This is a genomic window from Streptococcus sp. GMD1S, assembly GCF_000296875.1.
Lineage (GTDB): Bacteria > Bacillota > Bacilli > Lactobacillales > Streptococcaceae > Streptococcus.
Window position 1 is genome coordinate 1 of record NZ_AJQY01000028.1, and the last position, 14094, is coordinate 14094.

The following is a 14094-nucleotide window of genomic DNA, read 5'->3' on the forward strand; positions in this document are numbered from 1 at the left end:
CCAGATCCAGTTACAGTGAAACGTGTGGATAAGAATGGCACCCCAGTTACTGCGACTTACAGCCCAGAGTTTACTAAGGTGACTCCAACTGGTAAAGATACTTCTTCAGTTAACATTAAGGGTCTTGTTCAAACAGGTACGCCAACATTTGAAGGTGGTAATCCGCTTGTTCCAATCGATGAAACTGTGGCGGCGACATTTGAAGATGGAACAACTGAAAAAGTGATTCCAGGTGAAGGAACTTATGCAATCTCACTAGATGGCATCGTCACCTTCACTCCAGAAGCTAATTTTGTAGGAAAAGGAACAGGCGTAACGATTGTCCGCAAGGATAAGAATGGTACTCCAGTTACTGCAAGCTATCGCCCAACAGTTGTAGATCCATCTACTGGTCATGACACGACTTCTACAGGAGCAAAAGGCCAACCACAAGTGGCAACACCAACGTTTGAAAGACATATCGATAGTACAGTTCCACCAACCTTTGAGGATGGCAGCACGACTATGGTTGTTCCGGGTGAAGGAAGCTATACAATTGATAAAGATGGTCAAATTACCTTTACTCCAGAACCAGACTTTGTTGGTACAGCTAAAGGATTGGTTGTGAAACGTCTGGATGTGTATGGAAATGTAGTTATTGCTCATTACACACCAACTGTCCTTGGACAAACACAAGTGAGTGATGCGACATCAGAAGGTCTTAAAGGTCAAACTCAGACTGGTAAACCAAACTTTACAGGTGATGTCGATCTGACAGTTCCGCCAACCTTTGAAGATGGAACAACTGAAAAAGTCGTTCCAGGCGAAGGAACTTATGTAATCTCACCAGATGGCACCGTCACCTTTACTCCTGAGGTAAACTTTGTAGGACAATCCAAAGGTGTGAAAGTGATCCGTAAAGACCGTAATGGAAATATCATTTCAGGATTCTATACTCCAACAGTAGTAGAACTTCCAGAGCAAGTGAAGCCGTCTGATAAAAAAGAACTTTCAGTACCTGATTCGAAACCAGATCAATTGACTCAAAACATCTCTGTAGAAAAAAATCAACTTCCAAATACAGGAAGTCAAGAAGATGGTTTGAAAAATCTAGGAATTCTAACAACCCTAGCAGGTGTCATGACACTTGGATTGCTAGGTAAAAAGAAACGAAACGATGAATCAGACTAATCATTTTTAAGAACCGAGAAATCGGTTCTTTTTTATGACATTTGTCATATTTCCTAGTGACAGAAGCATCTAGCTCCGTTTACTTCAAAGGACTATAATTGAAGTATGAAATGGAGGAAGAAGAAATGAAAAATAAAATGATTGTCGCAGTGAGTTTAGTAGCAGCAGGAGTTATGACCTATCTCATGTTTTCAGGATTGGACGAGGGTTTCTACCATTTTCCTTGGGAGCTCTTTGCTGGCTTTGGAATGATGTCTTGGCTTGTCAGAGAAGGTTTGAAATTATTCAGAGATGTGAAAAAGGAGTTTGAGGAATGAAAAAAGCAATCATCTATCTCTTTATCGGCTTGTCACTCTTGGTATGGTTAGTGGAAATGTTTACTGGTTGGTTTGACCAAACCTTGCTTCGGCAATTCATTCGTGGTGCTTGGGGTTTTGGATTTATGATTTTCGTTGTTTTCCCTATGGGAATGAAGTGGTTGAAAGGAGAATCTCATGACTGTGATTAAAGTTGAGAAATTGAGTAAGAAAATAAAAGACAAGGAGATCTTGCGGAACATCTCCTTTGAAATCAACGATGGTGAATGTGTCGCCTTGATCGGACCTAACGGAGCAGGTAAGACGACCTTGATTGATTGCCTCTTGGGCGACAAGTTCGTGAGCTCAGGTCAGATAGCTATTCAAGGCTTTGCACCAACAGATCCTCGATTAAAGCAGCTTATTTCTATCTTACCTCAAGAAAATACGGTGGTTCAAGACTTGAAAGTGAAAGAACTCTTATCCTTCTTTCAATCAATCTATCCAAACAGTCTCTCCAATCAAGAAATTGATGACTTGCTGAGATTTTCGGACAAACAGAAAAATCAGCTAGCGGGCAAGTTGTCTGGTGGGCAAAAACGTTTGTTCTCTTTTGTGTTGTCTTTAATAGGTCGTCCGAAAATTCTATTTTTAGACGAGCCAACTGCTGCCATGGATACCTCGACTCGTCAGCATTTTTGGGAAATTGTCAATCAGTTAAAGAAAAATGGTGTCACCATTGTCTATTCTTCCCACTATATCGAAGAGGTAGAACATACGGCTGACCGCATTTTGGTCCTCCACAAGGGAGAATTGATTCGCGATACGACGCCTTATGCCATGCGTGGTGAAGAACAAGAAAAACACTTTACGGTACCTCTAACTTATCAGGAAGTTATCAGCACTTTGGACCAGGTTCAAGAGCTTGAAATCAAGCAAAATGCTCTTTCCTTCACAACCAAAGAAGCCAGCCAGGTATGGAAAGTCTTGCAAGATCAGGGCTGCATGATCGAAGAAATTGAAGTTCGCAATCGAACTCTCTTAGACAGTATCTTCGAAACGACTCAAGATTAAAGGAGATTGACGATGAAAAATATGACAAGTCTCATGAAAGTGGAAATCATTCTGATGAAACGGCAAGCAGTCTACTACTTGCTATCCATCGGACTTCCAAGTGTGTTTTACCTTATCTTTTCTGGTATGATGTCAGGGTCAGATATTCCAGAAATTGCTCTTCAAGCCTATCTTTTTGCCATGACGCTCTTTAGTATCATGTCAAGTGCTTTTTTCAGTATCCCAAGCACACTCGAGTCTGATAAGACAAACAACTGGCAAAAATTGATTCAACATTCTCCCGTATCTATGGTAGAATATTATGTATCAAAACTGTTCAGTACCCTACTGACTTTCTTGTTATCAATTACAGTTGTCTTTTCAGTTGGTCATTTTGTCCGTGGAGTGACTCTGCCTTGGCTTGACTGGATGGTAATTGGTGCTATTTTGCTGATCGGAAGCGTTGTCTTTATCAGCATGGGGGTCTTGGTGAGCTTGCTACCCAGTGCTCAACTGATGACGGTTGTTGGAAATATTGCCTATATTGCTTTGGCTGTTCTAGGTGGACTGTGGTTCCCCTTGGATTCCTTCCCAGAATGGCTCCAATCTATTGGAAAGCTGACTCCAACCTATCAACTGATGCAGGTCGTCTCTACTTATTTGGAACACCATGAATTTAATATTCTTTCTGCCTTGGTTGTGCTAGGCTATACAGTTTTCTTTGGTGTACTGGTAATCCAGCTGAAAAAAAGGATTGAGGTAAAATAAATCTATGTTGGAAAAATTTAAAAACATTCATTATATGTTTCATATTTCAATTGTGTTTATCATCTTTCCTATAGCGGGCGTCATCGTTGGAGATTACCCGCTTTTAACCTTGCTATGGACCCTACTATTTGTACTTGCCTTCTATTTGGTTTTAATCAGTCAGAATCGCACCGTGCAGTGGCTAGCATGGTGGTCCATGCTTGTCTACATTTTTTATACATCTGTTTGGCTAAGTTCAGGTTTCACATGGTTTATCTTTTATTTATCCAATCTCCTTATTTATGAGCTGGATGAGATTTCTTTTCACTCTTGGCGTTTTGTCAGTTTTATTGTCCTGCAACCATTTATTCTGACCGGAATCTATATGGTCAATCATGTTAGTCCCTGGCAGCTACTCTTTTTCTTGGTGACCTTTATCTTTTCCGATGCAATGACCTTTGGTCTTTATCGAATTCGATTGTCGGAGGACATAAAAGAAGAAAAGATGAAACAAAATGCCAAGCTCAATCTTTTCTTGGCTGAAAACGAACGCAGTCGTATCGGTCAGGATCTCCATGACAGCCTAGGTCATACCTTTGCCATGTTGAGTGTGAAGACGGACCTTGCCCTCCAGCTTCTTCAAATGCAGGCCTATCCTCAAGTGGAAAAAGAATTAAAAGAAATTCATCAAATCAGTAAAGAATCCATGAATGAAGTCCGTACAATTATCGAAAATCTTAAAACAAGAACCCTTGCTTCCGAGTTTGCGACTGTTAAAAAAATGCTGGAAATTGCAGGAATTGAAACGGAAATCAATCACCAACTAGATACAGCTAGCCTAACTCAGGAATTAGAATCAACGGCCTCCATGATTTTGCTTGAGTTAGTGACCAACATCATCAAGCATGCTAAAGCATCGAAAGCTTACTTGAAATTAGAACGAACTGAGAAAGAACTCATCCTAACAGTGAGAGATGATGGCTGTGGCTTTGCTTCACTAAAAGGAGATGAACTCCATACCGTTCGAGACCGTGTCCTTCCTTTTTCAGGAGAAGTAAAGGTGATCATTCAGAAACATCCGACTGAAGTGCAGGTTCGGCTACCTTATAAGGAGAGAAATTAAGATGAAATTACTTGTTGCAGAAGATCAAAGTATGTTGCGAGATGCTATGTGCCAGTTGCTTACCTTTCAACCAGATGTAGAGTCTGTCCTACAAGCCAAGGATGGCCAAGAAGCAATCCAACTCTTAGAAAAGGAGTCTATAGATATCGCCATTCTTGACGTAGAAATGCCTGTTAAGACAGGCCTCGAAGTCTTGGAGTGGATACGAGCAGAAAAGCTAGAAACAAAGGTGGTTGTGGTGACGACCTTCAAACGTCCCGGATATTTTGAACGTGCGGTCAAGGCTGGAGTGGATGCTTATGTCTTGAAAGAAAGAAGCATTGCAGACCTCATGCAAACCTTGCACACTGTTCTCGAAGGACGCAAGGAATATTCGCCTGAATTGATGGAAGTGGTGATGACGCATCCTAACCCGTTAACAGAGCAAGAAATCGCTGTTTTAAAGGGAATTGCTCAGGGCTTATCCAATCAAGAGATTGCAGACCAGCTTTATCTATCAAATGGAACCGTCCGAAACTATGTCACCAATATTCTTTCGAAACTAGATGCTGGTAATCGAACAGAGGCAGCCAACATTGCAAAAGAATCTGGTTGGCTTTGATAAGAAGGGTTAAAAAATTCCGAAACGATAACTTGAATCAAAGGAAATCCATACTAGAAAGGAGGAGGTAAATCGCCTCCTTTTCTGGTTTAGAAAAGCGGTGAAAGCTAGTGTCAAAGAGTTAAAAGATCAGAATAAAAATGAAAAATATCTTGACAATGAAGGAAAAATTGTGTTACAATAATAGACGGTACTTTTTACTTTTGGTCTCTCAAAAGTGTACAGGGACGTGCTGACAAATGTTGCAAAAGTACACACAGATGGTAGCTGTCACCAAGTGTATCATCACCAAAAATAAAAAAACACAGGAGAATGTAGATGCCTACAATTAACCAATTGGTTCGCAAACCGCGTAAATCAAAAGTAGAAAAATCTAAATCACCAGCTTTGAACGTTGGTTACAACAGTCATAAAAAAGTTCAAACAAACGTTTCTTCACCACAAAAACGTGGTGTTGCAACTCGTGTGGGAACAATGACACCTAAAAAACCTAACTCTGCCCTTCGTAAATTCGCTCGTGTACGTTTGAGCAACCTTATCGAAGTTACTGCCTACATCCCAGGTATCGGACACAACTTGCAAGAGCACAGCGTGGTGCTTCTTCGTGGTGGACGTGTAAAAGACCTTCCAGGGGTACGTTACCATATCGTCCGTGGTGCACTTGATACTGCAGGTGTTAACGATCGTAAACAAGGCCGTTCTAAATACGGTACTAAACGTCCAAAAGCATAAGGAAAGGGGATAAAGAGAAATGAGTCGTAAAAATAGAGCTCCAAAACGTGACGTATTGCCAGATCCGCTTTACAATTCACAACTAGTTACTCGTCTTATCAACCGCGTTATGCTTGATGGTAAACGTGGTACAGCTGCTTCAATCGTTTACGGTGCTTTTGAGCAAATCAAAGAAGCTACTGGAAACGATGCACTTGAAGTATTTGAAACAGCTATGGAAAACATCATGCCTGTACTTGAAGTACGTGCACGTCGTGTTGGTGGATCTAACTACCAAGTCCCAGTTGAAGTTCGTCCAGAACGTCGTACAACACTTGGACTTCGTTGGTTGGTAACCATCGCTCGCCTTCGTGGTGAACACACAATGCAAGACCGTCTTGCAAAAGAAATCTTGGATGCTGCGAACAACACTGGTGCAGCAGTTAAGAAACGTGAAGACACTCACCGTATGGCTGAAGCTAACCGTGCCTTCGCACACTTCCGTTGGTAAAATCATGATGCTAGGAACGGTAAGGATGCAAGGTGAAAATAGGAAACTGACGCAGTATTCGACGAATACAAGGAAGTTTATCTTTTTCACACAGCATCCCGTTCCGGCTCAAATAGGCTAATTAACTTTAGCCCGAGTTCAATTCAACTTATCTACAAGTTGAAACCAACAAAAACAAGATAAACATTGAGAACGGGTAGGTCCTGCCTATCCGTTTTTATTAAAATCGTGTTATAATAGAATAGAAATTAAAATAAATAGGAGAAACAAACCTCATGGCACGCGAATTTTCACTTGAAAAAACTCGTAATATCGGTATCATGGCTCACGTCGATGCCGGTAAAACAACAACTACTGAGCGTATTCTTTACTACACTGGTAAAATCCACAAAATCGGTGAAACTCACGAAGGTGCGTCACAAATGGACTGGATGGAGCAAGAGCAAGAACGTGGTATCACTATCACATCTGCTGCGACAACAGCTCAATGGAACAACCACCGCGTAAACATCATCGACACACCAGGACACGTGGACTTCACAATCGAAGTACAACGTTCTCTTCGTGTATTGGACGGTGCGGTTACTGTTCTTGACTCACAATCAGGTGTTGAGCCTCAAACTGAAACAGTTTGGCGTCAAGCAACTGAGTACGGAGTTCCACGTATCGTATTTGCTAACAAAATGGACAAAATCGGTGCTGACTTCCTTTACTCAGTAAGCACACTTCACGACCGTCTTCAAGCAAACGCACACCCAATCCAATTGCCAATCGGTGCTGAAGATGACTTCCGCGGTATCATCGACTTGATCAAGATGAAAGCTGAAATCTATACTAACGACCTTGGTACAGATATCCTTGAAGAAGATATTCCAGCTGAATACCTTGACCAAGCTCAAGAATACCGTGAAAAATTGGTTGAAGCAGTTGCTGAAACTGATGAAGACTTGATGATGAAATACCTTGAAGGTGAAGAAATCACTAACGAAGAATTGAAAGCTGCTATCCGTAAAGCAACTATCAACGTTGAATTCTTCCCAGTATTGTGTGGTTCTGCCTTCAAGAACAAGGGTGTTCAATTGATGCTTGATGCGGTTATCGACTACCTTCCAAGCCCACTTGACATCCCAGCGATCAAAGGTATCAACCCAGATACAGACGAAGAAGAAACTCGCCCAGCATCTGACGAAGAGCCATTCGCAGCTCTTGCCTTCAAGATCATGACTGACCCATTCGTAGGTCGTTTGACATTCTTCCGTGTATACTCAGGTGTTCTCCAATCAGGTTCTTACGTATTGAACACTTCTAAAGGTAAACGTGAACGTATCGGACGTATCCTTCAAATGCACGCTAACAGCCGTCAAGAAATTGACACTGTTTACTCAGGTGATATCGCTGCTGCCGTTGGTTTGAAAGATACTACAACTGGTGACTCATTGACAGATGAAAAAGCTAAAATCATCCTTGAGTCAATCAACGTTCCAGAACCAGTTATCCAATTGATGGTTGAGCCTAAATCTAAAGCAGACCAAGACAAGATGGGTATCGCCCTTCAAAAATTGGCTGAAGAAGATCCAACATTCCGCGTTGAAACAAACGTTGAAACTGGTGAAACAGTTATCTCTGGTATGGGTGAGCTTCACCTTGATGTCCTTGTTGACCGTATGCGTCGTGAGTTCAAAGTTGAAGCGAACGTAGGTGCTCCTCAAGTATCTTACCGTGAAACATTCCGCGCTTCTACTCAAGCACGTGGATTCTTCAAACGTCAGTCTGGTGGTAAAGGTCAATTCGGTGATGTATGGATTGAATTTACTCCAAACGAAGAAGGTAAAGGATTCGAATTCGAAAACGCAATCGTCGGTGGTGTGGTTCCTCGTGAATTTATCCCAGCGGTTGAAAAAGGTTTGGTAGAATCTATGGCTAACGGTGTTCTTGCAGGTTACCCAATGGTTGACGTTAAAGCTAAGCTTTACGATGGTTCATACCACGATGTCGACTCATCTGAAACTGCCTTCAAGATCGCGGCTTCACTTGCCCTTAAAGAAGCTGCTAAATCAGCACAACCAGCTATCCTTGAGCCAATGATGCTTGTAACCATCACTGTTCCAGAAGAAAACCTTGGTGATGTTATGGGTCACGTAACTGCTCGTCGTGGACGTGTAGATGGTATGGAAGCACACGGTAACAGCCAAATCGTTCGTGCTTACGTTCCGCTTGCTGAAATGTTCGGTTACGCAACAGTTCTTCGTTCTGCATCTCAAGGACGTGGTACCTTCATGATGGTATTTGACCACTACGAAGATGTACCTAAGTCAGTACAAGAAGAAATCATTAAGAAAAACAAAGGTGAAGACTAATCAGTCCTCACTCTAGAAGGAAGTCACTTAGTGGCTTCCTTTTTTGTCTTTAACTATTCATTTTTGCTGAATATAGTATACGAATTTGGTCGCTAAGTGAGAAAAATACTAATTCTACCAAGTAAGAAAATATTCTAATTTGATAAATTAAAGTAAATAAAGGTTCTGAATTCCGTAGAAAAATTAATAAAAATGAGGGAAAGATTCATAAATACACTTTTAGATAGAAAATTCAGAAAATTGACTCTTTTGCCTTGAAAATTTTTGAAAAAATGGTATGATAGTAACAAGCTATTTTTTTAAGAGAAGAGAAAGGGGAATAATGGAGAAAATCAGTTTAGAATCTCCTAAGACGGGGTCGGACCTAGTTTTGGAAACACTTCGGGACTTAGGGATTGATACCATTTTTGGTTATCCTGGTGGTGCGGTCTTACCTTTGTATGATGCGATATACAATTTTAAAGGTATTCGCCACATCTTAGGACGCCATGAGCAAGGTTGTCTTCACGAAGCTGAAGGATATGCCAAATCAACTGGAAAGTTGGGCGTTGCCGTCGTCACGAGTGGGCCGGGAGCAACAAATGCCATTACAGGGATTGCAGATGCCATGAGCGATAGCGTTCCCCTTTTGGTCTTTACAGGTCAGGTTGCGCGAGCTGGAATTGGGAAAGATGCTTTTCAGGAGGCGGACATCGTGGGGATTACCATGCCCATTACCAAGTACAATTACCAAGTTCGTGAGACAGCAGATATTCCCCGTATCATTACGGAAGCTGTTCATATCGCAACGACAGGTCGTCCAGGTCCTGTTGTGATTGACTTGCCAAAGGATGTATCAGCTCTAGAGACAGATTTCATCTATTCACCGGAGGTGAATTTACCAAGTTACCAACCGACGCTTGAACCGAATGACATGCAAATCAAGAAAATCTTGAAGCAATTGTCAAAAGCCAAGAAACCTGTTTTGTTAGCAGGCGGTGGTATCAGCTATGCGGAAGCTTCTAAAGAGCTCAATGAATTTGCTGAACGTTACCAAATTCCAGTAGTCACTAGTCTTTTGGGGCAAGGAACCATTGCAACGAGTCATCCGCTCTTTCTAGGGATGGGAGGAATGCACGGTTCTTTCGCAGCCAATATTGCAATGACGGAAGCGGACTTTATGATTAGTATTGGTTGCCGTTTCGATGACCGCTTGACTGGGAACCCTAAGACCTTCGCGAAGAATGCTAAGGTTGCCCATATCGATGTTGACCCAGCTGAGATTGGTAAGATTATCAGTGCAGATATTCCTGTAGTGGGAGATGCTAAGAAAGCCTTGCAGATGCTACTGGCAGAACCAACTGTTCATAACAATACTGAAAAGTGGATTGAAAAAGTCACCAAGGACAAGAATCGAGTTCGTTCTTATGATAAGAAAGAACGTGTGGTTCAACCTCAGGCTGTCATTGAACGCATCGGTGAGTTGACGCATGGGGATGCTATTGTTGTTACTGACGTTGGACAACACCAAATGTGGACAGCCCAGTATTATCCTTACCAAAATGAGCGTCAGTTAGTCACTTCAGGTGGTTTGGGTACCATGGGATTCGGAGTTCCTGCAGCTATCGGAGCCAAGATTGCCAATCCAGAAAAAGAAGTCATCCTTTTTGTCGGTGATGGTGGCTTCCAAATGACCAACCAAGAGCTAGCGATCCTAAACATCTACAAGGTGCCGATTAAGGTTGTCATGTTGAATAACCACTCACTAGGAATGGTTCGTCAGTGGCAGGAATCCTTCTATGAGGGTAGAACTTCTGAGTCAGTCTTTGATACACTTCCTGACTTCCAGTTGATGGCACAGGCTTATGGCATCAAAAACTATAAATTTGATAATCCAGAGACGATAGAGAAGGATCTAGAAGTCATTCTGGAGGATGTGCCCATGTTTATCGAGGTGGATATTTCTCGTAAGGAACAGGTCTTACCGATGGTACCAGCTGGTAAGAGCAATCATGAGATGTTGGGGGTGAAGTTCCATGCGTAGAATGTTAACAGCTAGATTGCAAAACCGTTCAGGAGTTTTGAATCGTTTTACAGGTGTCCTTTCTCGTCGTCAAGTCAATATTGAGAGTATCTCGGTTGGTGCGACAGAGAACCCCAATGTATCTCGTATCACCATCATTATTGATGTAGCATCTCATGATGAAGTAGAGCAAATCATTAAACAGCTCAATCGTCAGATTGATGTGATTCGCATTCGAGATATCACAGATAAACCACACTTGGAAAGAGAAGTTATCTTGGTAAAAGTATCTGCTCCTGCTGAGAAGCGTGCAGAAATCTTGGCCATTATCCAACCTTTCCGTGCAACGGTAGTAGATGTGGCTCCAAGCTCAATCACCATCCAGATGACGGGAAATGCTGAAAAGAGTGAAGCTTTATTACGAGTGATTCGACCATATGGTATTAAAAATATCGCTCGTACGGGTGCAACTGGATTTACCCGCGACTAATACTCTTTGATTTTCATTGAGTATAAAATCCAGTTTAAATTTGTTAAACCAGCCTATAAGGCAATAAAAATAGAAAAGAGAGAAAAACTATGGCAGTTCAAATGGAATACGAAAAAGATGTTAAAGTAGCAGCGCTTGACGGTAAAAAAATCGCCGTAATCGGTTATGGTTCACAAGGACATGCGCATGCGCAAAACTTGCGTGACTCAGGTCGTGATGTCATCATCGGTGTGCGTCCAGGTAAATCTTTTGACAAAGCAAAAGAAGATGGTTTTGACACTTACACAGTAGCAGAAGCAACTAAATTGGCTGACGTTATCATGATCTTGGCACCAGACGAAATCCAACAAGAATTGTACGAAGCAGAAATCGCTCCAAACTTGGAAGCTGGAAATGCTGTTGGATTTGCTCATGGTTTCAATATCCACTTTGAATTTATCAAAGTTCCTGCAGATGTAGATGTCTTCATGTGTGCTCCTAAAGGACCAGGACACTTGGTACGTCGTACTTACGAAGAAGGATTTGGTGTGCCAGCTCTTTACGCAGTTTACCAAGATGCAACAGGAAATGCGAAAAACATTGCTATGGACTGGTGTAAAGGTGTTGGGGCAGCTCGTGTTGGTTTGCTTGAAACAACTTACAAAGAAGAAACTGAAGAAGATTTGTTTGGTGAACAAGCCGTACTTTGTGGTGGTTTGACTGCCCTTATCGAAGCAGGTTTTGAAGTCTTGACAGAAGCAGGCTATGCCCCAGAATTGGCTTACTTTGAAGTTCTTCATGAAATGAAATTGATCGTTGACTTGATCTATGAAGGTGGATTCAAGAAAATGCGTCAATCTATCTCAAACACTGCTGAATACGGTGACTATGTATCAGGTCCACGTGTGATTACTGAGCAAGTTAAAGAAAACATGAAAGCTGTTTTGGCAGATATCCAAAATGGAAAATTTGCAAATGACTTTGTAAATGACTACAAGGCTGGTCGTCCAAAATTAACTGCTTACCGTGAACAAGCAGCTAACCTTGAAATTGAAAAAGTTGGTGCAGAATTGCGTAAAGCAATGCCTTTCGTTGGTAAAAACGACGACGACGCATTCAAAATCTACAATTAATTCTTGTAAAGAGAGACAGAAGGCGAGTTGGGGGTACCTAACTCGTTTTTTATCTTGAAAAGTACTTGAGGAGGAGACAATGCTAAGTGCAAAAGATGTGGTGAGAGCCCACAAAGTTTTGAGTGGTGTAGTAGTTGATACACCACTAGAATATGATCATTATTTATCAGAAAAATACCAAGCAAAGATTTATCTCAAAAAGGAGAATGCGCAACGAGTTCGCTCTTTTAAGATTCGTGGAGCCTATTATGCCATTTCTCAACTATCAAAAGAAGAACGCGAGCGTGGTGTAGTCTGTGCCTCTGCGGGAAATCATGCCCAAGGTGTCGCCTATACTTGTAATGAGATGAAGATTCCTGCAACCATTTTTATGCCCATCACAACACCGCAACAAAAGATTGGGCAGGTTCGCTTTTTCGGTGGAGAGTTCGTGACAATCAAGTTGGTTGGGGATACCTTTGATGCTTCTGCTAAGGCAGCACAAGAATTTACATTGACAGAAAACCGCACCTTTATCGATCCTTTTGATGATGCGCATGTTCAGGCTGGTCAAGGGACTGTAGCCTATGAGATTCTTGAAGAAGCCCGTAAAGAGTCTATTGATTTTGACACAGTACTTGTACCAGTAGGTGGTGGCGGATTGATTGCCGGTGTTTCTACTTATATTAAGGAAACCAACCCGACCATTGAAGTGATTGGGGTAGAAGCTAATGGTGCTCGCTCTATGAAAGCTGCCTTTGAAGCTGGGGGACCAGTTAAGCTCAAAGAAATTGATAAGTTTGCTGATGGGATAGCCGTACAAAAGGTTGGACAATTAACCTATGAAGCGACCCGTAAGAATGTTGAAACGCTGATTGGGGTGGACGAGGGATTGATTTCCGAAACCTTGATTGATCTTTATTCCAAACAAGGTATTGTAGCAGAACCAGCCGGAGCTGCCAGCGTTGCAGCCTTGGAAGTTTTATCAGACTATATCAAAGGCAAGACGATTTGTTGTATTATTTCTGGAGGAAATAACGATATCAACCGCATGCCAGAGATGGAAGAACGTGCCTTGATTTACGATGGAATCAAGCATTACTTTGTAGTGAATTTCCCACAACGTCCAGGAGCTCTACGAGAGTTTGTAAATGACATTTTGGGGCCAAATGATGACATCACTCGTTTTGAATATATCAAACGAGCAAGCAAGGGGACAGGCCCTGTCTTGATTGGGGTAGCTCTTGCCAATAAGCATGATTATGCTGGCTTGATTCATCGAATGGAAAAGTTTGACCCATCTTATATTAATTTGAATGGGAACGAAACATTGTATAATATGCTAGTTTAAGCTAAAATAAAATTATTATCATATTATTTGCGTAATGATGTTGATGGTGCTATAATGAGGGTGACGAAAGGGGGAGATTCCCATGGTTTTACAAATTTTACTTATTTTATTGTTTTTAGTGGTGATTGCATCAGTGATTATGATTAGTTCTGTGTATGTGGTTCGACAACAATCGGTCGCTATCATAGAACGCTTTGGTAAATACCAAAAGTTGAGCAATAGTGGTATTCATTTACGAGCTCCTTTTGGAATTGATAGGATTGCGGCAAGAGTTCAACTACGCTTGTTGCAAAGTGAGATTGTTGTAGAGACAAAGACGCAAGATAATGTATTTGTAACGATGAATGTGGCAACTCAGTATCGAGTAAATGAAAATAACGTCACAGATGCCTATTATAAATTGATGCGTCCAGAAGCCCAAATTAAATCCTATATTGAAGATGCTTTGCGTTCATCTGTACCAAAGCTAACCCTAGATGAGTTGTTTGAGAAGAAGGATGAAATCGCCTTAGAAGTTCAAAAACAAGTGGCTGAAGAAATGTCTACGTATGGGTATATCATTGTCAAAACGCTGATTACTAAGGTTGAACC

Annotated in this window: 14 protein-coding genes and 1 pseudogene; all 15 read left to right on the forward strand. The window is 41.6% G+C overall.

The features are described from left to right. Positions 1 to 1170 (forward strand): annotated as a pseudogene (locus GMD1S_RS04940) (hypothetical protein); the annotation flags it as partial. A 110-nt stretch (positions 1171 to 1280) separates the two neighbouring features. Then, positions 1281 to 1487, forward strand: a complete 207-nt coding sequence (locus tag GMD1S_RS04945) for a hypothetical protein (RefSeq protein ID WP_000390700.1) — start codon at positions 1281 to 1283, stop codon at positions 1485 to 1487. Then, positions 1484 to 1678, forward strand: a complete 195-nt coding sequence (locus GMD1S_RS04950; RefSeq protein WP_000709174.1) for a hypothetical protein — start codon at positions 1484 to 1486, stop codon at positions 1676 to 1678. The genes GMD1S_RS04945 and GMD1S_RS04950 overlap by 4 nt, the downstream gene beginning before the upstream one ends. Then, positions 1665 to 2540: an ABC transporter ATP-binding protein gene (locus GMD1S_RS04955; protein ID WP_000216048.1), complete on the forward strand. Its 876-nt coding sequence runs from the start codon at positions 1665 to 1667 to the stop codon at positions 2538 to 2540. The genes GMD1S_RS04950 and GMD1S_RS04955 overlap by 14 nt, the downstream gene beginning before the upstream one ends. Positions 2541 to 2552: 12 nt before the next feature. Beyond that, the gene (locus tag GMD1S_RS04960) at positions 2553 to 3287 is read left to right on the forward strand and encodes an ABC transporter permease (RefSeq protein WP_000794227.1); all 735 of its coding nucleotides are present in this window, start codon (positions 2553 to 2555) and stop codon (positions 3285 to 3287) included. A 4-nt stretch (positions 3288 to 3291) separates the two neighbouring features. Continuing rightward, entirely contained in the window at positions 3292 to 4389 is a 1098-nt protein-coding gene (locus GMD1S_RS04965; protein ID WP_000890228.1) for a sensor histidine kinase, read from the forward strand. 1 nt (position 4390) lies between these two features. Beyond that, on the forward strand, positions 4391 to 4990 hold the full coding sequence (locus tag GMD1S_RS04970; RefSeq protein ID WP_000772064.1) for a response regulator transcription factor: 600 nt from the start codon (positions 4391 to 4393) through the stop codon (positions 4988 to 4990). A gap of 318 nt (positions 4991 to 5308) precedes the next feature. Beyond that, positions 5309 to 5722, forward strand: a complete 414-nt coding sequence (gene rpsL / locus GMD1S_RS04975; protein ID WP_001142332.1) for a 30S ribosomal protein S12 — start codon at positions 5309 to 5311, stop codon at positions 5720 to 5722. A 19-nt stretch (positions 5723 to 5741) separates the two neighbouring features. Beyond that, the gene (gene rpsG / locus GMD1S_RS04980) at positions 5742 to 6212 is read left to right on the forward strand and encodes a 30S ribosomal protein S7 (protein WP_000087873.1); all 471 of its coding nucleotides are present in this window, start codon (positions 5742 to 5744) and stop codon (positions 6210 to 6212) included. 275 nt (positions 6213 to 6487) lie between these two features. Continuing rightward, positions 6488 to 8569: an elongation factor G gene (fusA, locus tag GMD1S_RS04985; RefSeq protein ID WP_000090339.1), complete on the forward strand. Its 2082-nt coding sequence runs from the start codon at positions 6488 to 6490 to the stop codon at positions 8567 to 8569. Positions 8570 to 8891: 322 nt separating this feature from the next. Continuing rightward, on the forward strand, positions 8892 to 10592 hold the full coding sequence (locus GMD1S_RS04990; RefSeq protein WP_000411749.1) for an acetolactate synthase large subunit: 1701 nt from the start codon (positions 8892 to 8894) through the stop codon (positions 10590 to 10592). Next, positions 10585 to 11061, forward strand: coding sequence for an acetolactate synthase small subunit (gene ilvN, locus GMD1S_RS04995; protein ID WP_001253813.1), 477 nt, complete (start codon positions 10585 to 10587; stop codon positions 11059 to 11061). The genes GMD1S_RS04990 and ilvN overlap by 8 nt, the downstream gene beginning before the upstream one ends. An 89-nt stretch (positions 11062 to 11150) precedes the next feature. Then, positions 11151 to 12173: a ketol-acid reductoisomerase gene (gene ilvC / locus GMD1S_RS05000; RefSeq protein WP_000290683.1), complete on the forward strand. Its 1023-nt coding sequence runs from the start codon at positions 11151 to 11153 to the stop codon at positions 12171 to 12173. Positions 12174 to 12252: 79 nt separating this feature from the next. Next, the gene (ilvA, locus tag GMD1S_RS05005; RefSeq protein WP_000947312.1) at positions 12253 to 13503 is read left to right on the forward strand and encodes a threonine ammonia-lyase IlvA; all 1251 of its coding nucleotides are present in this window, start codon (positions 12253 to 12255) and stop codon (positions 13501 to 13503) included. An 82-nt stretch (positions 13504 to 13585) separates the two neighbouring features. Next, positions 13586 to 14094, forward strand: a 509-nt coding sequence (locus tag GMD1S_RS05010) for an SPFH domain-containing protein (RefSeq protein ID WP_000244060.1), incomplete at its 3' end; no start/stop codon positions are given.